Genomic DNA, 21,613 nt, shown 5'->3' with positions numbered 1-21,613 from the left:
TAAACTCGTTTAAGGAGGCTCATTCATGCGAAAAGTTCGTTGGGGAATCGTAAGTACTGCTGATATTGCAAGAACACAAGTGATTCCTGCCATCCTTCAAGCAGGAAATGCAGAAATTGCAGCGATTGCAAGTTTAAGTGGCCGTGCGCAAGAAACAGCTTTAGAATTCAATATTCCTAACTATTATGATCGTTACGAGGAAATGTTAGCCAATCCGGAAATTGATGCTGTGTATATCCCACTTCCGAATCACTTGCATAAACAATGGGTGATCGAAGCGGCAAAACAGGGAAAGCATGTACTCGTTGAAAAACCGGCAGCTCTAAGCGCAGAAGATGCGCTTGAGATGGCCAATGTCTGTCGTGAAAATCATGTTAAATTCATGGAAGCCTTTATGTATCAATTCCATCCGCAGCATCAACGGGTTCGGGAAATTCTTGTTTCAGGTGAAATAGGGGAAGTTAAGCTAATGCGTGCCTCTTTTTCCTTTTTTCTTGAACAAAAAGAGGGAAACATTCGTATGGACAAAGCGAAAGGCGGCGGCAGCATTTACGATTTGGGATGCTACTGTATTCATGCAATCCGAAATGTTTTAGATTCGGAACCGGTAACAGTTGAAACTTACGCTGAATTTGATTCTAAAACAGGTGTGGATCTTTCAGCCATTGGTATACTAAAACTTGAAAATGGAGTAAAGGCCGTTTTTGATTGCAGCTTTGAAATGGCGTTCAAACATGAATATGAAATTGTCGGGACAAAAGGAAGAGTCGTTGTTCCAAGAGCTTTCCGTCCGGATGTTAATGGCGGCGAAGGGGTTATTATTGTTCAAAACGATTCTGTTGACAGAACGGAAAGAATATATGGAGATCTCTATTTACAGGAGGTCGAGTATTTTTCAAATGCTATTTTGAAAGATGAACCAATCCATTATACTGGTGAAAATATCATTAATAATATGCGTGTCATCGATGCTTGTTATCATTCTCTAAATAATAGATGAAAAAGTACAGCCAAGGGGCTGTATTTTTTCATTTTAGTCAAAAAAAAGTTTATAACGGTACATAAAAATGGTGGGCCGCACCTATTCGTTTCTGCGCTTTTTCCTTTTCACATTTATGTTATCGAAATTTTTTCACTGGATATCAATACAAAATTGAATTATATCAACACTTTTTAATAGGATATCGACACTTTTTAGTAGGATATCAACAATGGTTAATCAAAAAGTAATTTTGGGGCCCTGTAAAAAACTTGTCTATGACGGAACTGACAGCGGTATAAAACAACTTGTTACATCTGTACTTGCCTATGAAAAAGTTTGGGGTATGGACCTAAATCATGTGCCACTGTTAACAGAGTCGGTGACGAATTACCTCATTAAAATTGAAAATGATGGGATGCAAGAAGCTAATAAAGAGGTTACTAATATGAATGCCGCCATTTAGGTTGGCTGATCCTTGGCACGGTGAACCTTATCATAAAGACGGTATTTATTTAGTAGAGTTGGAAAATTATAAGCTGAAGAAATCAGGCGAATTTTTCACCTGATTTTTTCATTGTACAAATGAATTTTCTTGTGTTTTCGTCTGCTTTTTTGACAACTTTTTTGCATTTTTCTATCCATAAACCTATATATCAGAAGGGATTGTTCGGTTTTTAATCAAACGTTTGTGTAGAAGTCATGTTTGTCGAATTCGGTATAATTTTGTAACCGAAAGTCATTTTTTTGAGAATGGGGGGATATGAGCAGGGAAATTGAATGGAATTTATCGACAAAATATTTCCTCGGAAACGCGAGAATATTCGTTTTCTAAAAGGCTTTGTCCCGGTTTTAATCAAACGTTTGATTGAAAAAATAAGCGTCGGTAGCTGTCGATTCGTAAAGAATGGTGAGGGTTTTAAAACCATAGTCCGAATAGAAGGGCCTTTTTCCTACTCCATCCATCTTATTAATAAAACATAGATATCGGAAAATATACGATTTACCTAAAAATACAAAGAACGTCTGCCTTTATAAGCAAACGCTCTTTCATGAAAAGAAGGTAATGTAGAATATGTTGGTTCTACGCTGGTGGTAATCATAATATATGTACAAGATCATAAAATGGCATGGACAAGGGCTGATTTTAAAGAATTAATTCTTGGTCTGTGCTTAAATACAAATTCCCCTTAATCGGTTGGATACTCATTTAAACGGTCGTATAGTCTAGAGTGTACCGGAAACCTATAATCTGCCTTAACGCAAAGACTTGTTAGAGTAATCTCAATCAAAAAAAGCCCAACTTGGGCTTTTTTGTATTTTTCCTTATCAAAAAGTGCCCCTTTAGCATTTAATATAATGTGAAAGTAAATTCAAGTTTGTCTGGTGTATTTTTTTCAACATGATACTGGCGATTTTATAGACCTTTATCGGTTAGAAGATTGGAATTTGAAATAACTTGGCAGGTGGTAGAATTTATGGGATGTTCCTGTGGCGGCAGTAAAAATAATAATGCAAACCAAAATCACAAAGGTAAAAAAAACCTTCAAACAAATACGAAATACAAAACTCAAGAAAAAGGCAATGTAGCCTATATAAAAGCTGACAAGGGAAAGAATCATCAAGTCTGGGTTAAGAAACCGAATTAGAATCTAAAAAGCGAAGAAAGGCAGAATGCTCTGCCTTTCTTCGCTTTTTAGACTTCTTTTAATTTTGATAGTAAATTGTCAATTTTTAAAATATATAGACAACTAATTGTCAATTGTGTTAATATTTCCCTAACATAATTGAACGAACATCATGTGAACAAGAAAAGGAAGAAGTGAGGTGACTTTTGAAAAACGGTGACAAGGATTTTGGAAGCGTTCGCATAGGACCTTTCGCTCTGCCATGTTATCTTTAAAGAAAGGTCTTATACACACTGTAGGGCTGTTTTCAATTTTGGAGGTTAGAGACGATGACAACAAATTCGATGGATAAAATGAAGGGGATTAAACCGTCCATTTTATTGGAGCAAAACAAGCATACCTTTACGAAAGCAGAAACTAAAATCTATGAATACATTCGAAATCATAGTCAACAGGTGATCTATCATTCTTTAACAGAACTATCAGAGGCTAGCGGGGTAGCGGAAGCAACCGTTTTACGTTTTTTTCGAAAACTGGGGTTTAAAGGTTTTCAGGATTTTAAGTTTTTGTTTGCACAAGAGACATTACACGCAGCACAAAAGGACAGCCATGAAACCATCATTAGAAAAATCAGAAATACGATGATCCAAGCAATCAATGAATCATCTGAAATTGTCAGATTGGAAGACTTGCAAGCGGGAATCGACATGATCCATCAATCCGATGATGTCGTAATTTTTGGTATTGGAGCTTCAGGTATCGCCGGATTGGATATGCAGAATCGCTTAATGAGAATTGGAAAACATGCAAGTGTTGTTACGGACTCACATTTTCAAATCATGCGGGCATCGTCTATGACGGAGAAAACGGTTGTCATTGCCATTAGTCTTACAGGCAGTACAAAAGACATTGTCGATGCGGTGGAAGTAGCCAAGCGCAATAACGCGACGGTGATTGCCTTAACAAGTTATGTGAAATCCCCCTTAACACGGTTTGCTGATTTGCTCTTATTGTCGTCTGCGAAGGAGAGTCCATTAGATAGTGGATCCTTAGTGTCGAAAGTCGCTCAAATGTATCTCATTGACCTTCTCTGTACGGGACTGGCCATGCAAAAATTTGAAATTGCCAAATCGATGAATGCGAAGATATCTGAAAACTTATCAAGTAAGCTTTACTAGAATTTTTTGAAGGAAGAGTACAATACGAGGAGGAAATCGCTTGAAAAAATTTTTAATAGCAGGAATGACATCCATGCTGGTTCTTGGGAGCTATGTTGGGATTAAAGCAAACGCTTCTGAAAGTGCAAAATCTGTTGATCGAATCACATGGGAATATGGAGGAGAACTAGAGGCACAAAAGGGATTTGACAAGAATATCGGTACAGCAGGAGTGTTAGCGGGATCTTATAAAAAGAATTTAATCATTGGAGGCGGAGCGAATTTTCCTTTCGAATCCGTCTTAAATGGAGGGGCAAAGAAATATTACTCCGATATCTATGTTTTAAAAAATGAAGATCATCAATTAAAGATGGTCGAACATACAAATCTTGATCATGAGATTGGATATGGAACTTCGATCACGACAGATCAAGGCGTTTACTACATTGGAGGAAGTCCTGAAAAAGAATACGCAGATGATATCACGCTGCTAACTCTTGATTCACATAAAAAATTGAAAGTGAAAAAAATAGGCGATCTGCCATTTACGATCAGTGATGGGATCGCTGTTCAGAAAGATGGAAAATTGTATATTGGCCTTGGTAAGCAAAGTGGAAAAGATAGTAATAAATTATATGAATATGATTTAAAAACGTCTAAAACGAAAGAGCTAGCGTCCATCCCAGGGGAAAGTGCCAGGAATCAAAGTGTGGCCCAACTATTAAACGGAAACCTCTATGTCTTTAGTGGTGGAGGATCCGTTGCTTATACAGATGGGTATAAATATGATATTGAAAAAAATTCCTGGTCAAAAGTTTCTTCCGTCAAAGTGGATGGAAAAGAAATCTCTTTACTAGGAGCCAATTCGGTAAAATTAAATCGGGATGAAATGATGGTCATTGGTGGATTTAATAAGGAAATCTATGATAACGCTGTTAAAAATTTAGGCTCACTAACAGGAGAAGAATTAGCCGCTTTTAGAACGAAATATTTTAATGCGGACCCTTATGAGTTTCATTGGAACAAAGAGATTTTAATCTATAATGCAAAAAAGGATACATGGAGATCAATCGGAAAGGTTCCTTTTGATGCACCTTGTGGGGAAGGCTTAGTGTTAATGAATAAAAATATCTTTTCGATCAATGGAGAAATAAAACCTGGCGTAAGAACGAATGCGATTTATTCAGGAACCTTACTCAACCATTAACTAGATTAAATGATTTCTAGAAGTCCCTTTATTGCCTCGTGAAACGAATATTTCATACAGCTTATGAGGACAAGCTAAAATGCAGAGCTTACAGCACAGAGAGAAATAGTTGTTTCGTATAAAAAATTTATAGAAATGGAGTTTTGTATGAATACTTTTTTCGCTAAACGTCTATTTAATTTTTTGCTAGCTTTTGTGCTTGTATTCTCTCTTAGTTCGATGATCCATGTGAGTAACATAAAGGCAGAGGCCAATGCACTGCTTGATTACTCGATCAATCAGTCCTTTAACGGCACGAGTGACTACATAGATAAAACAGCGGATGTTCAAAAGGTTTCAGGGCTGACGAAAGGATCGATCGTGGCGAAGTTTAAAACCACTAGCGGTGCTGCTGCCAAAGCAATCATTAGTGGTACGGATAAAAAAGATCCTTCGAGTAATATCACCTTAAGTGTAAATGGATCTGATTTATATTTTGAAAATCGGGAAAACGGAAGTTACGCTGCTAGTCTGAAGGCAGCCGGTTATTATAATGACGGGAACTGGCACACGGCTGTCCTAACGGTGGATGCTGCTGGAACTAAATTATATGTCGATGGAATTTTAATGGCCACCCATTCTTCTACAGCATTTTTCTCCCATGTAACAGATATGGATGGTTTGTATATTGGCCGTAATGCCGATAATGGCGGCGGACAGTGGTACTTTAGTGGAGACATTGAGAACGTGAAGATCTTCAACCAAGCCTTAACGGCGGAAGATGTGAAAAAAATAAGCGGTGATACCATCTATCCTGCTCCAGATGTACCTGCGGCTGTTCCTTTATTTGAACCAGGCATGGCGAATACGGCGGCCTATCGGATTCCCTCTTTGCTTACCACCCAAAAGGGAACTATCATCGCTGCTGCAGATGTAAGAAAAATTGGTATAGCTGATAGTCCGAATAATATTGATACCGGCATCCGCAGAAGTACAGATAATGGTAAGACCTGGAGTGATTTGGATGTCATTATTGATTATCCAGGTTCGGGATATGATGGTGCTTCTACCATTGACTCTTCCATGCTGCAGGATCAAGAGTCCGGGACCATCTGGCTTTTGGTTGACCATTTCCCTGGCAGCATTGGGTTTGGAAGTGCTGTAGCAGGTAAAGGGTTTGATGCCAACGGATACCGCCTTCTTTATGACAAGGATGGAAAGGAATTTACCCTAAGAGAAAACGGACAAGTGTTTGACCAAGCCGGAGTCAAAACAGAATACACAGTGGCTTCCAATGGTGATGTCGATCTAAACGGCGAAAAACGTGGAAACATCTATCTGAAAAAAGGTGTTGACCCAAAAGAAAGCCTTCTTGAAGCAAGAACCGCCTTTTTGCAAATCATTAAAAGTGATGACGATGGAAAGACATGGTCAAAACCGATGGATTTGAACAGCCAGGTGAAGGAGTCCTGGATGAAATTCCTTGGTACAGGACCCGGAAGAGGACTTCAACTAACAAAGGGCGAGCATAAGGGACGATTAGTTTTTCCAGTTTACTATACAAATAAGAACGGGATGCAATCCAGTGCCGTCGTCTATAGTGACGATCACGGAAAGACGTGGAAACGCGGTGAATCTCCAAACGATGGCAGGGTATGGCAAGGCACAACGCTGCAATCTGAAACAACAGGTGTTTATGGGGCACAATTAACCGAATCACAAGTAATTGAACTGGACAACGGAACGTTAAAATTATATATGCGAAATACTTCAGGGACAGGAAGAGTGGCAGTTGCCGAAAGCTTGGATGGAGGAGAAACCTGGGGGATGTAACCTTTGATCAAACCCTGTTGGACCCTTATTGCCAGTCAACGGTTATCAATTATCCTGATCTGGGAGACGGTAAAAACCGTGTCATCTGGGCGAATCCGGCAAGTACTTCCGGCAGGGTAAACGGGACGGTACGTGTAAGTGAAGATGAAGGGAAGACATGGAAATCTTCCATGCTGGTAAAACCGGGCGGCTATGCTTATTCAGCTTTAACCGTTCTACAGGATGGGAAAATCGGTCTGTTATATGAAGATAACGCAGGGTCGATTTTATTCACCTCCTTCTCGCTCTATGATGTAACGAAAGAGGATTCCACCCCGCCTGTGATTGATCTTAAGGACTCTCTGACCGTAAACCAGACAGATGAAGCCAATATTCCAGTTACAGTGACGGATCCAATAAGCGGAGTGGCTGACGTTCAAATGACTTTGGATGGGAAAGAAGTCGAGAATCCGATTCATATCGAGCCGCTATCCCTTAAGGCGGGCGATCATACGCTTCAAGTGAAAGCAATGGATGTTGCTGGAAATGAAGCAGTGAAGACAAGTACGCTCCATGTATCCTTTGATATCGGTTATCTGGATGAATTCCTGGCTGTCGCGAAGAATAAAGGCTGGGTGACAGATGAAGGAATTTTGAACAGTTTAACGTCAAAAGTTCAGCACATTCAGTCTAAGCAGGATGACAAAGGCACCGTTCTGAACGGTCTGAAGGCTCTCGAGAACGAAGTGAAAGCACAAGAAGGCAAAAAGATGGATGAAAATGGTGCGAAATTGCTTTTGGATGATATTTCCTTTGTTAAAGCGAATTTAGAGTGAATTTTTGGGGACCATGGGGACGGTTCTGCCGGCTTTTTTAGTCCACGAGATGAATAAAGTAGACCAAGAGAACCGTCCCTGTGGTATAAAAGGAGACCGGCTTCACGAAGAATCCGGCCTCTCACTTTTATCCCGCATTAACGGACAGTAAGACCCCAACTTAAGAATTTGACGGACATTCAGATAAGCGGGGGTCAACTGTCCGTAAAAGCCCGATTGGTTTAACTAACAATCAGTGGGAAAAAGACCCCACTGATTGAAGTTTCACCTTAAACAAGCTCATAATCTGTTACATTACGTTCCACGATTCTTGCTCCTTTTGCTGAAACAAGATCGCCACTTCCTGTATAGAAAGCTCCGGAACTCACGATTTGATCCATTGATTGCTTTACAACGGCTTCATCAATCGGTTCCTTTGGGTTATCAACGGTAATTCGGGCAATTTTACCGGTAGCTGTTACGAATTGTAATTCCAATGTTTTAGCCAAACTCCTCACCTCCAGTCCTCAAAAAATAATTGCTTACTAGACTAATAAATCGGAACTGTCGTTTTTCTCGATGCGGTAAAGCGTATCGTTGCATAATACAAAGATGGCTTGTGCTGCTTGATAAAGCTGGTCCGCAGTAGCGTCTTTTTTGACATTGCTGAAGGTCTTGGATCGTAAAATTGGATTTCCTTCACCGTCCACGCCTGTTTCAAATACGATACGAAGCTTCGTCGTAGTTAATCGTGCCTGTGCCATTGTTTCTCACCTCCTCCTTACACCTTCTATATAAAGAAAAATGAAAGAAAAGGACAGGGTCTTGGAAAATAAAAATTAACCTGGTGTCGGCTAAGATTTGTCTTTCAGTGAAAGCAACCTTCGACAAATTCCTTACTGGAAAAAATAATGAAATCCTTATTTAACAAGGTAAAATTCGATTCTAATCAAACGTTTGATTGGAAATGGTTTTTGTGGAATAAGTAAAAGATTGTAAAAAGATCACTAGTTTTGCTAGCTTATTCGATAAATAGAGAGAACAGAACATTTTTATCGACAAAAAATTTTCTTGAAAAGGGGATAAAGTTTGTTTTTTAAAAGGCTTTGTTGCGGTTTTAATTAAACGTTTGATTAACAATATGTTTCGTGAAAAGGGTCGAGATTTGTCTGATTTAGTATGTTTATTCAGGAAGGGTGTATGAAATTCTTCTTATTTAGATTTCGTGGCAGAAATTTTGATCCGTTATGGGGGGACATATGAGCATGGCCATGGCAACGGTTCTAGCGGCTTTTTTGATCCAAGAAATGAATAAAATAGATTAATAGAAGTGTTCCTTTCAAATGCTTTTATTTTTAAAAGATTCTTAGCTTTCTTCGGTTCGCAGATAAAATGCTTCGGTACAAGATAAATGTTGTATTTACGCAGATAAATTCCTCGGAATCGCAGATAAACTCGCATTTAAAGCAGATAAAGCAGAGAAATGCCCGTAAAGTTCTGGATTATTTCCTTACTTGGGGGGAGATTTAGAAGTTTAGGGTATTTTGCCCCGAACCGTACCATAAGTAAATGCGGTTTTTTCAATCATTAATAAATGAGGCAACTACCGTTTTGTGGTAGTTGCCTTTAATCATTTCAAAAGTATTTAAGCTTTAATCCAGTACCTTATTTCTTGATTAAGCCAATCTCAACCAATCTTTCATACAGAAAGTCACCAGCTGTAATGGCAGGATATCTTTCTGGATTTTCTTCAGAAATACAAGCTGGAATGGTTTCTAATAAGCAAGTGCTATATGGATGGACAAAGAAAGGCATGGAATAACGAGCTGTGTTTTCTCCTTCAGGGTTCACGACACGATGCGTTGTGGCTGGGATTACCTCATTTGTAATACGAGATAACATATCTCCAGCATCGACAATAATTTGTCCTGGCTTCGCTTTGACTGGCATCCAGTCTCCTTCACGTGTTAACAGTTCTAGTCCTGAAGCAGTGGATTCCACTAATAACGTAATAAGGTTAATATCTTCATGCTCGGCTGCACGAATGGCATTTGGATCCATCAATTCCTCTAATGGAGGATAATGAATGGTGCGAAGGATACTATTTCCATCCTTAATCATATCCGCAAAGAAGTTAGGGCGAAGATCAAAATGCATCGCAAGTGCTTCGAGCATATTACGTGCCACACGCTCTAATTCACTGTAAAAGTTTACAGCAAATTGCTTCAGTTCAGGAACTTCCGCTGGCCAAATGTTGGCAGGATATTGACTGGTTAGAGGATGGCCGACAGGTAATTCTTGTCCAACATGCCAGAACTCTTTTAAATCGCCAACTGTACGGTTTTTCGCATGCTCTTTTCCAAAACCTGTGTATCCACGTTGACCTCCATTAATACCTTCATATTGTTTTTTTATATCAACATCTAGATTGAATAACGTTTTCCATAGCTCATAGTTTTTTTCAATTAGCTTAGGGTCAACCCCGTGGCCCTCTAAAATGATAAAGCCTGTTTCTTTTAAACCTGCAGCAAATTCTTCTGCAAATGCAGCGCGTTGCTTTGAATTCCCGTGGGTGTATTGCTTTAAGTCTAAGGTACGAATCATTAGATTTGTCATCTTCTATTTGTCTCCTATCTATATTGTAAGCGCTTCAAAACTATATAAAATTAACATACCATTTAGGTAAACACAATAGAAAAATTATTGGGAAAACCAGGACCATGGGACGGTTCTCGCGACGTAAGGCCAGCGTCACGAAGGATCCGGACCTCCTCTACAAAAAACAGCCCTCCCTAAAGTAGGGAGAGCTAGCCTAGTCTATTTTTTTATTGATATAGGTTTACCAGGAATAATTATATGCTTTCCAGATGCCATTTACTTTTACCATTGAGAGCTTTTGTTTAACATCAGGGGGATCCATTTGGAATTGGAAATTGTTTCGGCAAATGAAACCCATTAACAACTCTTTGCTTTAGCTTCATGAGCACCCTGATCATACAAATAATAACTGTTTTTTTTCAGTGATTTAGCTTTATACATGGCTACATCAGCGTTTCTTATTAATGTTATCGTATCTGTTCCATGTTCCGGAAAAAAGGCTAAACCAATACTTGTAGAAGTCTTGATTTGAATCTTATTGATGGTAATAGGCTTATTCATCTCCTCAAGGATTCTTTTAACAATGTTTATAACAGCAGGTTTGTCCGTGTCTGGTAAAAAGATCACGAACTCGTCACCGGCATAACGTGAAATCGTATCCTCTTTGCGTATGCAGTCCAAAAGTCGATTTCCCATTTCCTTTAATAAAAGATCACCCACTTCATGTCCATGATTATCGTTGACCTGTTTAAATCCATCAAAATCTAAAAATAAGACAACACCCGTTTTATTTTCTTTTCCTAAATCGATCAGTGAATGAGTCAAATTCTCTTCAAAATATCTCCGATTTGACAGTCCCGTCAACTGATCATAATAGGATAGGGCTTTAAATTTTTCTTCTGCCCCCTCTAATCGAATCCTTTGTTTCATTACAATAAAGAGGAAGGGCATAAAGATTAATGTAGTGCTAATCGTACCAATGAGCTCTTCCGTTCCAACCACCGGTATTTTCCAAAACCAATGGATCATCCTAAATAAAATGTTAAATTCAGAAACTTTTAAAACCAGTAAACCTATTAAGATAAAAATGATTTTATATGACCAATTTAAATATTTATTTTTTCTTATTTCCAAATAAGTCAACTCCAATTTAGTACATTTCATTAACAGATTACTAAATCTATATGAGTACTTCAAATGATGTTTTCTGGTAAAAAAAACTCACTCAAAATCCTGTTTAGTTAGATAACTCCCGTTCAACATTTTCTCTAATATCCACTTTTGCCAACTTTCTTATTGACAAATTTAAGCTGCTTCGGCAGCTTATTTATTTTTTTCTGAGCAATCAAGATGAATATATAGACGGAAAGAGTCGTTAACGAAGAACCTTTTTTGTGCTATTATGTCATTTTTTGATCGTTTGGAAGAGTAATCGGGAAAAGTTAAACGAAATAATCGACAAATTATTTCCACGGAAACTAGACGATGTTCGTTTTCCAAAAGGCTTTGTCCCAGTTTTAATCAAACATTTGATTAAAAAAATAAGCGTCGGCAGCTGTCGATTCATAAAGAAAGGTGATGGTTGTAACCATTTGGTTGGCTAATCCACATTTCATATATTTCCGCATAATAAAGCCATTAAATTTTTTCCAAGAAGCCGTAGCAGTTTCAGAGAGATTGTCGGAATGGAATGTAAGGGTTATTCGGATAGGACAAGCGGGAAATTGCCGGTAGAGAGTCCGAATGCAAGACCTAAGCAGAAAAGTTTCAAAAATAAAAAGTTAAATTAAACAGCAATTAGGATAAAACGAATCACTTTTGCATCATTCGATGTAAAAAAAGTTCAATGATAGATTCGTGTGAAAAGTAAACAATCATTTACACTTTCTACGAATTACACATTACAATGATGCGAAATGTGTTCAATCTGAAATGAGTATTTTAAAAACTATTCTATGAATGGGCCCTTTTTTCAGTACTTAATATGGCATAATTCTTGCATTTATAAAAAAAGGGAGGTGATGTCAGAATGGTATATGGTTTATAATCAATCAAAAGGTATAAAATCAAACTATTAAAAATTTTGGAAAATTTAGGGTCTGGTTATAAGCTATTTCAACAATTTTTGGAATTTAAGAAAGGAACAAATAGCAAACCTCTTAGAAGATTTATCCTCAATATCGTTATCTCCAAACAAGTTAAAATGGAATAGAAACAAGGGGCTTTTGGAAGTGGTTTTTAAAATTTAGAAAGCGCTTTAATTTTCAATCACTATAAACGAGAGGTGTAGTATATGAACATTGAAAAACGAAGCATTGAATTTATTCCTGAGAATGAGAGGCATGGCAATGCTAAAAGCTTAATCACAATGTGGTTTAGTGCAAATATGCAATTAATGACACTTGTTACTGGTGCTCTTGCAGTCACAATGGGTCTAAATCTCTTTTGGAGTGTTGTGGCAATACTTGCGGGAAATGGGATAGGCGGTATTTTCATGGCCTCTCATTCAGCACAAGGTCCAAAACTGGGAATTCCGCAAATGATCCAAAGTCGTGCACAATTTGGTGTAAAAGGTGCCGTCATACCATTGATTGTTGTTATTCTAATGTATATTGGTTTCTTTAGTGCAGTCGCTCTGCTTGGAGCAGAAGGACTTAGTGCAGTAACACCGATACCAATGAATTGGTCATTAGTAGGACTCAGTGTGATTACGCTGATTTTCGGTATTTTGGGATATGATTTTATTCATTCATTAGAAAAGTACTTAAGTTTTCTCTCAACGATTTTATTTGGTATTGCAACGATATTAGTCCTAACAATTGGAGTGCCAGCGGGCAGCTGGTCCATGGGTGATTTTCACTTTGTCCCTTTTATGCTATTTTTGAGCATCATTGTAACCTGGCAAGTGGGTTTTGGACCATATGTTGCAGATTATTCCCGATATCTTCCTAGCAAAACATCAACTTCAAAGACGTTTTGGTACACTTATTTTGGAAGTGTAATTGGGGCCGTTTGGATGATGACTCTGGGGGTTCTTTTGACATTGGCTATACCTGATTTCATGAATAATTCTACTTTGCACTTTGCTAACATGTTTGGTTCCAATTTCTCTGTGATCGTAGTATTGGCTCTTATTTTAGGAATCGTTGCACTAAATGTGCTGAATATTTATGGGACATTTATGTCAATCACGACAACACTCGTATCATTTGTTGACCTGCGCATAACGCCAAAGCTCCGAGCATGGCTTCTATTTGTAGCGGCTTTTCTAGGAACTGCAATTGCGATCGGAGTACAAAATAATCTGCAGGCATACTATACAGAATTTATGATTTGGCTGGCTTATTTTTTACTTCCATGGAGTTCAATCAACCTAACAGATTATTATTTCTTACGTAAAGGTGAGTACAGCGTAAAAGATATCTTTGATGTAAATGGGATATATGGGAAATATAATTGGATCAGTTTAATCGTTTACCTGTTTGTTGTTATGATTGAGATTCCATTTATGCACACCTCCATGTATAAGGGACCTATCGCAAATGCTTTGGATGGTGCCGATATAACCTGGATTGTAGGGATCTTTTTACCTGGAATACTCTATTACTATCCAATGAAACTCAAATTAAATCAAATGAATTTAAAGTTGGTTAAATCGAATATTGAAGGATAATTTCTATGATTTATCCTTCAATATAATCAATTATCTGAATAATCAAAATAATCTTTTCGGTCAGGAATTACAATTTGAAAATTTTATCCGAAATATGTGATTTAGATGAAGGCCCTTACAAATTTCAATTAAGGAGGGATGGAAAATGAATAACATGACTAAGGATGAAATGAAAATAGTAAACGACCATTTCCTTATGGACCAACAATTATCAATGGACCTGCAACATATTCTCAATGAAATGTCAGATGAATCTAATCTTGGTTTGGACTTCAATAAGAAGGAATACATTTTCCTTTTTGTTGTTGGAATAGTGATTCCTGCTTTACTGATGATTGGGGGATGGTTCTTATGAAAGCAGGAAAAAATATTGAATTATCTATTTCGCAGGAAGTAGCCCAAGGAAGCTGGCCATTACCGAAAAATAAACGGACTTGGACCTCCTGGGGACTAGCCGGAGTAGCTTTAAGTGCCGGAGTTGCAGCATGGAGCTACTCCATTGGCGGCTATGTTGCCTATTACCTTAATGCTACAATGGGAACATTGGCAATGATTGCAGGTTGTTTAGTAGGGATGTTTTTTGTTGTTCTTGCAACAGTTCCGGTAAGTGTTAAATATGGAGTAGAAAATATTGCTTCCAGTAAACCTATTTTTGGTCAAAAAGGATCGGTATTTGCAATTCTTCTGCAGTATGCATCCATTGTTGGCTGGAATTGCTTATTAATCATTCTATTTGGAAAAGCTGTAAGTGAGGTTCTTTTGGCCACCGGCTTACTTCATTCAACCTCACAACAAATCGTCACAGCCATTAGTTCCCTTGTAGCCATTTCTATTAGTTGGATTTCATTACGTGGCGGATCTGCTGCAGTTAAAAATACCTCACTTATTATTAGCCTGCTGGTAGGTTTAACCGGAATATTAATCATGTATAAATTAATCAGCACAGTTGGAATTACTAAGATTTTTCACGCAAAACCCCTTGCCTCTTCGGGTGACCGCCTATGGGATTACACGGCTGGTTTTGAGATCTTAGTTGCGAGTGTTCTGTCGTGGTGGCCTTATATGGGAGGCATTGTTCGAATGGTCCCAAGTTCCGGAAAAACGTTATGGCCCACCATGCTTGGAATGGGATTACCAACTGGTGTTATCAGTCTAATCGGCCTCTATTCAGCGCTTGCAACTGGAAACTATGACCCTACTAAATGGTTTGTAGAAGTCGGTGGAATAGGGTTCGGTATTATTGCATTACTATTTTTAGCATTGGCGAATATAGGAACTGCGATTGTAGGAGCATACACAACTGGAATTGGTTTAAGGCAAATAAAATGGATTGAAAAGAAAACGTCCTGGAATCAAACTACCCTAATTGTTCTATTACCTGTCGCGATTATATGTGTATTTTTTGCCGACCAATTTTTAAATTCAATTCCTTCGTTCCTTGCATTTCTTGGAGTTGTATTTGCTCCAATAATTGGAATTCAAATCACAGATTACTTTCTTTTAAGAAAACAAAGAATTTCTCTAAATCAGTTATATATGAATGGAAAGGAATCTAAATATTATTTTTGGAAAGGAGTTAATGTTGCAGCATTTATTTCGTGTATAATCGGATTTTTTGCATATATTTATTTACTTGACCCCATCACCTATAAATCTGCATCTTTCTTTAAATATACCAGTGCATCAATTCCAGTGATCATATTATCTGGACTTTGTTACTTCCTTCTAACTAAAATCATTGTGATACCTTCTAAAAAAGGTGATTACCTATAGGGTGGAAAAAGCACTGTTTCACGGTTGAAATTCCGAAATCCTATCATTAATAAATTAATCTAAGAAAGATATCTTAAAAAATCTCTAAAAGTTCACTGTAAATATAGCCTATATAAATAAAGCCAGAGAGCTCCATTCTAAAACTCTCTGGCTTTATTTTTCTTTGATTAGCAGAAATGAATTAAAACTCTTTCCCTAGATCATAGGCTTGTTGAAGGATATTTTGATAGAATACATGGGCAGAATCGATTCCATCTTCATGGATTCCTTCACCGAAGGTATTATAGATGATCTTTACCTCGGAATCTGCAATACCACAATAACCCGCTATCCCGATGTTTAGATGATGTTCTAGTAATTTATCATATTTCCTTTTTTTAAAGCTGCTTTCTGATTCACCTGCTAAGGCAATCCATAATATTTTGTTCTGCTCCATTTTTCGTCCTCCACCATAAGCAAAGCCATGGTTCCAAACCCTATCAATCCAACCTTTTGTGATAGCAGGTAAATTATACCACCACACTGGGAAAATAATAGATATTGCATCATTACGCCTCAATCTATTCATTTCATGTTCCACAGCGACAGAGTATTGTTTATTAGGATCGTTCCAGTCAGGCTCATCCGCTTGAAATAATCGCGGATCGAAATTTTCCCGATACAAATCCAAAACCTCGGGATTGTGGCCGGCATTTACGAGGCCTTCATTAAATGATCTTGCAACAGCAAAAGTAAGTGAATCTTCTCGCGGGTGACTTAAGACTGATAATACATTCATCGTTAGTTGATTTCTCTCCAATTTATAGGATATAAAGAGTATAAAAATCTCACCTCACTATCTGTTCCATATGTGACTTTTGCGCCTTCATTTAAAAAATATAAGTCGCCCTCTTTTGCCTCCATTTTGCGATCACCTTCAATGATAAACATTTCACCAGAAATCACATAGACCACTTCATCGTATTTCAATTCCCAATCAATTGTAGCTTTCTTTAGATGTTTAAATCCACTTCCAATGGTTGTAGATAGCCCGGATAGATTTCTTGAGAAGATGGCTAAATCGCCTTGAGCACCTGGTACATTTTCAAATTCGGTTTCATTTCCTTTTAATAAACTAACTAATTTCTTCATTTGACTGATTTCTCCTTTACATCATGATTTATTTTACACCTTATTTAAATGCAAAATATATGCCAACTTTTAATAGAAAGGAGTTTCAACTTATTGTAAGAATGGGTATTATTTTTAAAAAAATGGCTCTGTTAATCTTGGTTGTTGATTTCCGCTCCAATCAACTTTGTTTAAAAGTCAACAATGTTCTATAACACAGCCAAAAAAATAGAAGTTCGAATCTAAATTGTTTCATCTTGATGCAGTTTAGGTTCGAATAATCCCTTTTGTGATGTTTTTCTTTGTAAAAAAGATGAAAATTTGTTGGCATGTTAGTTGCATATATTTTGTATAAGTTTTTGTTTTGCCATAATCCAATTTTGGAAGGGGATCCGTTTTATGTTATTAGAAAATCTTTTAGAGGAAACAGCCAATCATTTAATTCGCTATTATTGTCTCGCATCAACGAATCATAGATATGATCTTGTTTTTATGCATTCAGAAATGTACTTCGGGAAAGCAATGGCTATTTCCATTCAAAATGGGCAAATGGTCATGTTAAATTATAATGACATTTCCGATGAAGATTACTGGGCGCGTAAGCTTGATATTAAAGAAGAAGACATTGAGGAGTTTCGAAACTTACTATCTTTGGTTTTAGATAAGAATCAATTACTAGAAAAATTTTAACTACTTAAAAAAGATTTATTTAATCTCCTTCAAGGAGCTGAAAAAGAGAATTTCTTTTGATAGTCTCTTATGTCAACCTGGTAGGGGAATTTTATGGTCAAAAAACATTCTGAAAAAAATCGAACACAAAAAGACTCAATACGATTCTTTTTGTGTTCGATTTTTTTGTTGAAACTTCCCACAAAATTCTTTTTTAATGGTTTTTTGATGCGTTTTTGCCTCAATGACAAATTTGTTTGATTAGAAGTTGTTTTATCTAAAGCTGATATTTTGTTGGCATATTTTTTGCAAGTATATGTGTAAGAGGTGAGGCAGTTTATGAATCATATCATTTGTTATGTACCAATTCAGAGTGGAAAGGTGATAAATGAAAAAACATGGGGGCTTTATCATTTTGCCAAAAAAATTGCACAACTAGAACATTCCCGTTTCCTGGCGATCGTAGTACATTCTGGACTAGAAGAAAAAACATTATTAGAACTTCCCTTTGACGAAGTTTATCATGTAAAGCTTGAGGAAGAACAATGGCACCTTGTGGAAGCTCATATTCAAGCATTTGAAAGAATTTACCAAGAATTATCCGCGATTCAGGGAATGTGTTTATTCTCATCTGGTTATCTCTATCACGATATTGCTACAAGTCTATCTGATAAACATAAATCAGATATTAGTATAAAGGTCTTAGAAGTTAAACAGATTGGCGATGGCCCAAAAAACTATATGGTTAGGAGAAGCTTATACAACGAGAAAATCCAAGAATGGATTACATTAAGTCCAGAAATAAACTTCCAATATGTCACAATCGATCAAGCAATCTTATACGGTGAAAAGGAAAATGGTCAAAGACCAAGACTAAAAGGTATCCATTTTAAGTTTGAAAATGATCGTAAAATCAAATTTGTTAAATCGTCGAAAATGTCACTAGAAGAACTTAAAATTACAGAAGCCCGTTGTGTCATTGGGATTGGAAGAGGGGTAAGCGGTTGTAACCAGGAGGAACTTAATCTGATTATGAAACTGGCAGAAATTCTGAACGCACCTATAGGGGGAAGTAAAGTGGCGGATGAATTGGGGTTAATTCCTAGGGAAAATAGAATTGGCGCAAGTGGAAGCAATATAGAGGCTGACATTTATATCGCAATCGGAATTTCGGGCTCAACACAACATCTTGAAGGAATAAGAGGAGTTAAAAATGTAATCGCGATAAATGATGATGCCTCAGCTCCAATTTTCAATCGCTGTGACATCGGAATCGTAGGGGATTTCAGAGAAGGGGTTAAAATGCTTGTTGAATCTTTTGAAATGGAAAGGCGGTATCAGGAAGCATATGCTTAATTTCGTAGTTCTTGTAAGATCTGTGTTTGATTCCATATCAATCAAGTGGGATTATCAAAATCAAAAACTTAAGTATTTGTCTGATAACTTTAATAAACAAGATTTACATGCACTGCAATGGGCATGTAATTACAAGGAGAAACAACCTGCACATATTACCGTGTTATTAATGGTAGAAGAAGGAAGAGAAGTCTCCTTGCACCGTATTAAAAAATTCCCAATCGATGTCTGCAAAGTTGTTCATGTTCCTGAAGGTGATCAACATTCAACGGATATGGCTCCATACATTTATGAAGAGCTAAAAGAGAGTCACTATGATGTAATTCTTTGCGGTTCAGAAAGTGAAGACATGCAAAGAGGTACAACTCCCATCCTTTTAGCTAGATATTTAAATATACCTTACATTTCCAGGGTGTATTCAATTGATTCCGAACTCGGTGATGATACATGGGGTGTTCAATGTAAGGAAGGCAGGAGTACACTGCATACTTTCACTATCAAACTCCCAGCCCTAATCGGTGTGGAGCGATCGGTCACACCATTAAGGTACATATCTCGAATCCATGGGAATAAATCAGTTGAAATCATAACCAAGAGGGCAGGTCCGATTCAAAGTGCAACGGTTAAAAATAAACGGATAAAAATTTCAGAGAAACAACCGGTGATCCGCTATCTTGAAGTTCCTACGGATTTTTTAGCCCAACATCGGATGTTGAGTGTCGCAGGGATTACAAAAAATCAAAATGAAAAAAGTTCAGCGAAGACTAAAAGTGTTCCTACTCCTGAGCATATTCATTTTATTGCTAGAAAAGTAGAACAATGGTTGAAAGAGTAGGTGGGGAATCAATGGTTGCAAGACACACTTTTTGGAACATTTCTTCAGGATTAAAAATTTCACTATATGTTTTTGCTTCGTTCGCTATTTGTATTTTTCTATACGGCTTTTACCGCCGCTATCGATTGTGGAAACAGGGGAGAAAGGTGAAGGTAAAGTGGGAAGATGTAAGAGATAATATAAAAATTTTTCTTACTATGACTGTCAAACAGGAAAAAATTAAACGGGATAAGTTTTTTGGACTCATGCATCGATTTACGAGTTATGGATTCGTTATTTTGTTTATTGGTACCTGCTTAGTAGTGGTTGATTATGATTTCCACATTCCGATCTTACGAGGGAACTTCTATCTTTTTTATGAACTTTTTTTGGATGTATTTGGTGTACTTTTCATTGCTGGTTTGTTGATGGCCATTTGGATTCGTTCAAAGAAGAAGAGACCCCGTCTTAAAAATGGTTTTGCCGATAATGCATTTTTGTGGCTGCTCGTTTTTATCGGAATTGGGGGCTTTATGGTTGAAGGCATTAGAATTGCAGAGACCAAGGTTGAATATGGGGGGTGGTCCCTGTTGGATATGCTCTGGCTAAACTGTTCCAAAACAATCAGGGATTATCGGGATTATATGGAGTATTTTGGTTCTCTCATGCATTACTCGCTTTTTTATTAATTGCACTAATACCTTATACAAAACTATTCCATATCATCATGGCTCCAATCAATATCTTTTTTCAACCAATCCACCGTACAGGAATGTTGAGAAATCCTGAATATGAGATGAAAAAAACAGGACAAATCGTTACAGACCTAAATAATATTCAAAGCGTTACCAAAATTAAAGACTTTACTACCTGGCAATTGTTAAGTACCGATGCTTGCACAGAATGCGGGCGTTGTGATTCTCAGTGCCCAGCAAATATAAGTGGCAAGCCACTATCTCCAAGATCGATCGTACTAAAGATTCGAGATAATATGGCAAAAGAAAGAGAAGTTGCTTCCTTTATCTCTGCTGAAGAGTTGCAGTCCTGTACGACCTGTAGTGCCTGTGAGGAAGCTTGTCCGGTTGCAATTAATCATGTTGATCTCATTATGTCAATGAGAAGAGGGTTAATTAGCGAGTCTGTTATGGGGAAACAGGTTGAGAATATGCTTTTAAATGTTGAGGAACAGCAAAACATCTGGGGAAAACCTTGGTCTGAAAGAAGTCGATGGAGCGAGGGGCTGCAAGTTCCGCAGTTAGATAGAGAAGATAACGAAGTGATACAGGAGGAGATTATCTAATGGAAGTATTGTTTTGGGTAGGATGCGCAACAGCATATGATGTACGTTTGCAAAGCATTGCCAGAGCATTTGTTGATATTTTAAAAAAAGCTGATGTCGATTTTGCAACCTTAGGTGCAGAGGAGCGTTGTACAGGAGACATGGCTCGACGTGCAGGAGATGAAGCTTTGTTTCAAGAGTTAGCATTTACAAATATAAAAACCTTGAAAAAACATAAGGTGGATTCCATTGTTACAACCTGTCCGCATTGCTTCAATATGTTTAAAAATGAATACCCGCAGCTTGGTGGCGATTATAAAGTAATGCATTATACAACATTTATTTATCAACTGATCGAACAAGGGAGAATAAAAATTCCTGATAAGCAAAATCGTGAGTTAATTACCTACCATGACCCTTGCTACCTAGGAAGACAAAACGGGGTATTTGACGAGCCAAGGGACATTTTAGAAATGCTTGGTTACGAGCTTAAAGAGATGGACAAAAATAAAAAACAATCCATGTGCTGTGGTGCTGGTGGAGCTGCAATGTTCCAATCACCCAGCTGCGGAAAAAAAATCAATACAATCCGTGCGGAAGAAGCAGTCCAAACCGGGGGGAGTATGACGGTTACCTCTTGTCCATTTTGCTTTAGCATGATGGAAGAAGCGCTTGGATTACTTCAACAAGATGGCAAAACAAACATGGTTTCAAAAGATATTGCTGAAATTGTAAATGAACTAGTAACGAAGGGAGATTAACCT

Annotated in this window: 22 protein-coding genes; 16 read left to right on the top strand and 6 right to left on the bottom strand. The window is 37.5% G+C overall.

Annotated elements, in window-relative coordinates; genetic code table 11:
• Window positions 1–25 precede the first annotated feature (25 nt).
• From RCG21_RS00445 to RCG21_RS00415, 7 genes are all read left to right on the top strand, one after another.
• A complete protein-coding gene (locus RCG21_RS00445) occupies window positions 26–1,000 on the top strand; it encodes a Gfo/Idh/MocA family protein (protein WP_308912675.1) in 975 nt (324 codons plus the stop codon).
• Between the two features lie 211 nt (window positions 1,001–1,211).
• Window positions 1,212–1,445 carry a hypothetical protein gene (locus tag RCG21_RS00440; protein WP_308912674.1) on the top strand — a complete coding sequence of 78 codons (234 nt, stop codon included), beginning with the start codon at window positions 1,212–1,214 and terminating at the stop codon, window positions 1,443–1,445.
• Window positions 1,446–2,457: 1,012 nt separating this feature from the next.
• A complete protein-coding gene (locus tag RCG21_RS00435; RefSeq protein WP_308912673.1) occupies window positions 2,458–2,628 on the top strand; it encodes a hypothetical protein in 171 nt (56 codons plus the stop codon).
• A gap of 308 nt (window positions 2,629–2,936) precedes the next feature.
• Window positions 2,937–3,785, top strand: coding sequence for a MurR/RpiR family transcriptional regulator (locus RCG21_RS00430; RefSeq protein ID WP_308912672.1), 849 nt, complete (start codon window positions 2,937–2,939; stop codon window positions 3,783–3,785).
• A 40-nt stretch (window positions 3,786–3,825) separates the two neighbouring features.
• Complete coding sequence (locus tag RCG21_RS00425) at window positions 3,826–4,971, top strand: cyclically-permuted mutarotase family protein (protein ID WP_308912671.1); 1,146 nt, start codon at window positions 3,826–3,828, stop codon at window positions 4,969–4,971.
• Between the two features lie 147 nt (window positions 4,972–5,118).
• The gene (locus tag RCG21_RS00420; protein ID WP_308912670.1) at window positions 5,119–6,783 is read left to right on the top strand and encodes an exo-alpha-sialidase; all 1,665 of its coding nucleotides are present in this window, start codon (window positions 5,119–5,121) and stop codon (window positions 6,781–6,783) included.
• A 17-nt stretch (window positions 6,784–6,800) separates the two neighbouring features.
• Complete coding sequence (locus RCG21_RS00415; RefSeq protein ID WP_308912669.1) at window positions 6,801–7,598, top strand: sialidase family protein; 798 nt, start codon at window positions 6,801–6,803, stop codon at window positions 7,596–7,598.
• Between the two features lie 269 nt (window positions 7,599–7,867).
• Here the strand turns inward: RCG21_RS00415 and RCG21_RS00410 are convergent, their stop codons facing one another.
• The 4 genes from RCG21_RS00410 to RCG21_RS00395 form a co-directional block, all read right to left on the bottom strand.
• On the bottom strand, window positions 7,868–8,086 hold the full coding sequence (locus tag RCG21_RS00410) for a DUF2922 domain-containing protein (protein WP_133333134.1): 219 nt from the start codon (window positions 8,084–8,086) through the stop codon (window positions 7,868–7,870).
• A gap of 36 nt (window positions 8,087–8,122) precedes the next feature.
• A complete protein-coding gene (locus RCG21_RS00405; protein WP_133333135.1) occupies window positions 8,123–8,341 on the bottom strand; it encodes a DUF1659 domain-containing protein in 219 nt (72 codons plus the stop codon).
• Between the two features lie 901 nt (window positions 8,342–9,242).
• On the bottom strand, window positions 9,243–10,193 hold the full coding sequence (locus RCG21_RS00400; protein WP_308912668.1) for an isopenicillin N synthase family dioxygenase: 951 nt from the start codon (window positions 10,191–10,193) through the stop codon (window positions 9,243–9,245).
• A 339-nt stretch (window positions 10,194–10,532) separates the two neighbouring features.
• Window positions 10,533–11,309, bottom strand: a complete 777-nt coding sequence (locus RCG21_RS00395) for a diguanylate cyclase domain-containing protein (RefSeq protein WP_308912667.1) — start codon at window positions 11,307–11,309, stop codon at window positions 10,533–10,535.
• A 1,159-nt stretch (window positions 11,310–12,468) separates the two neighbouring features.
• Here RCG21_RS00395 and RCG21_RS00390 point away from each other — a divergent pair.
• From RCG21_RS00390 to RCG21_RS00380, 3 genes are all read left to right on the top strand, one after another.
• Complete coding sequence (locus RCG21_RS00390; RefSeq protein WP_133333138.1) at window positions 12,469–13,848, top strand: purine-cytosine permease family protein; 1,380 nt, start codon at window positions 12,469–12,471, stop codon at window positions 13,846–13,848.
• Window positions 13,849–13,993: 145 nt separating this feature from the next.
• The gene (locus RCG21_RS00385; RefSeq protein WP_133333139.1) at window positions 13,994–14,203 is read left to right on the top strand and encodes a hypothetical protein; all 210 of its coding nucleotides are present in this window, start codon (window positions 13,994–13,996) and stop codon (window positions 14,201–14,203) included.
• Complete coding sequence (locus RCG21_RS00380; protein ID WP_165976173.1) at window positions 14,200–15,621, top strand: purine-cytosine permease family protein; 1,422 nt, start codon at window positions 14,200–14,202, stop codon at window positions 15,619–15,621. The genes RCG21_RS00385 and RCG21_RS00380 overlap by 4 nt, the downstream gene beginning before the upstream one ends.
• 181 nt (window positions 15,622–15,802) lie before the next feature.
• Here RCG21_RS00380 and RCG21_RS00375 read toward each other — a convergent pair whose 3' ends face one another.
• Both RCG21_RS00375 and RCG21_RS00370 read right to left on the bottom strand, forming a co-directional pair.
• Entirely contained in the window at window positions 15,803–16,399 is a 597-nt protein-coding gene (locus tag RCG21_RS00375) for an NAD(P)H oxidoreductase (protein ID WP_133333141.1), read from the bottom strand.
• Between the two features lie 2 nt (window positions 16,400–16,401).
• Entirely contained in the window at window positions 16,402–16,752 is a 351-nt protein-coding gene (locus tag RCG21_RS00370; RefSeq protein ID WP_133333142.1) for a EutQ-related cupin domain-containing protein, read from the bottom strand.
• Window positions 16,753–17,130: 378 nt separating this feature from the next.
• Here RCG21_RS00370 and RCG21_RS00365 point away from each other — a divergent pair, with 378 nt between their 5' ends.
• The 6 genes from RCG21_RS00365 to RCG21_RS00340 all read left to right on the top strand — a co-directional run bounded on the left by RCG21_RS00365 (window position 17,131) and on the right by RCG21_RS00340 (window position 21,610).
• Window positions 17,131–17,421: an SAV0927 family protein gene (locus RCG21_RS00365; protein ID WP_133333143.1), complete on the top strand. Its 291-nt coding sequence runs from the start codon at window positions 17,131–17,133 to the stop codon at window positions 17,419–17,421.
• A 318-nt stretch (window positions 17,422–17,739) separates the two neighbouring features.
• A complete protein-coding gene (locus RCG21_RS00360; RefSeq protein ID WP_133333144.1) occupies window positions 17,740–18,756 on the top strand; it encodes an electron transfer flavoprotein subunit alpha/FixB family protein in 1,017 nt (338 codons plus the stop codon).
• Complete coding sequence (locus tag RCG21_RS00355) at window positions 18,749–19,591, top strand: adenine nucleotide alpha hydrolase family protein (protein ID WP_133333145.1); 843 nt, start codon at window positions 18,749–18,751, stop codon at window positions 19,589–19,591. The genes RCG21_RS00360 and RCG21_RS00355 overlap by 8 nt, the downstream gene beginning before the upstream one ends.
• Window positions 19,592–19,602: 11 nt before the next feature.
• A complete protein-coding gene (locus tag RCG21_RS00350) occupies window positions 19,603–20,259 on the top strand; it encodes a hypothetical protein (RefSeq protein WP_308912666.1) in 657 nt (218 codons plus the stop codon).
• Window positions 20,151–20,870, top strand: coding sequence for a 4Fe-4S dicluster domain-containing protein (locus RCG21_RS00345; protein ID WP_308912665.1), 720 nt, complete (start codon window positions 20,151–20,153; stop codon window positions 20,868–20,870). The genes RCG21_RS00350 and RCG21_RS00345 overlap by 109 nt, the downstream gene beginning before the upstream one ends.
• Window positions 20,870–21,610: a (Fe-S)-binding protein gene (locus tag RCG21_RS00340; RefSeq protein ID WP_133333147.1), complete on the top strand. Its 741-nt coding sequence runs from the start codon at window positions 20,870–20,872 to the stop codon at window positions 21,608–21,610. Before RCG21_RS00345 ends, RCG21_RS00340 begins: the two co-directional genes overlap by 1 nt.
• Window positions 21,611–21,613 lie beyond the last annotated feature (3 nt).

The organism is Bacillus salipaludis (genome assembly GCF_030938565.1).
GTDB classification, from domain to species: domain Bacteria; phylum Bacillota; class Bacilli; order Bacillales; family Cytobacillaceae; genus Neobacillus; species Neobacillus salipaludis_A.
This window is presented reverse-complemented; position numbering and strand designations above follow the sequence as displayed.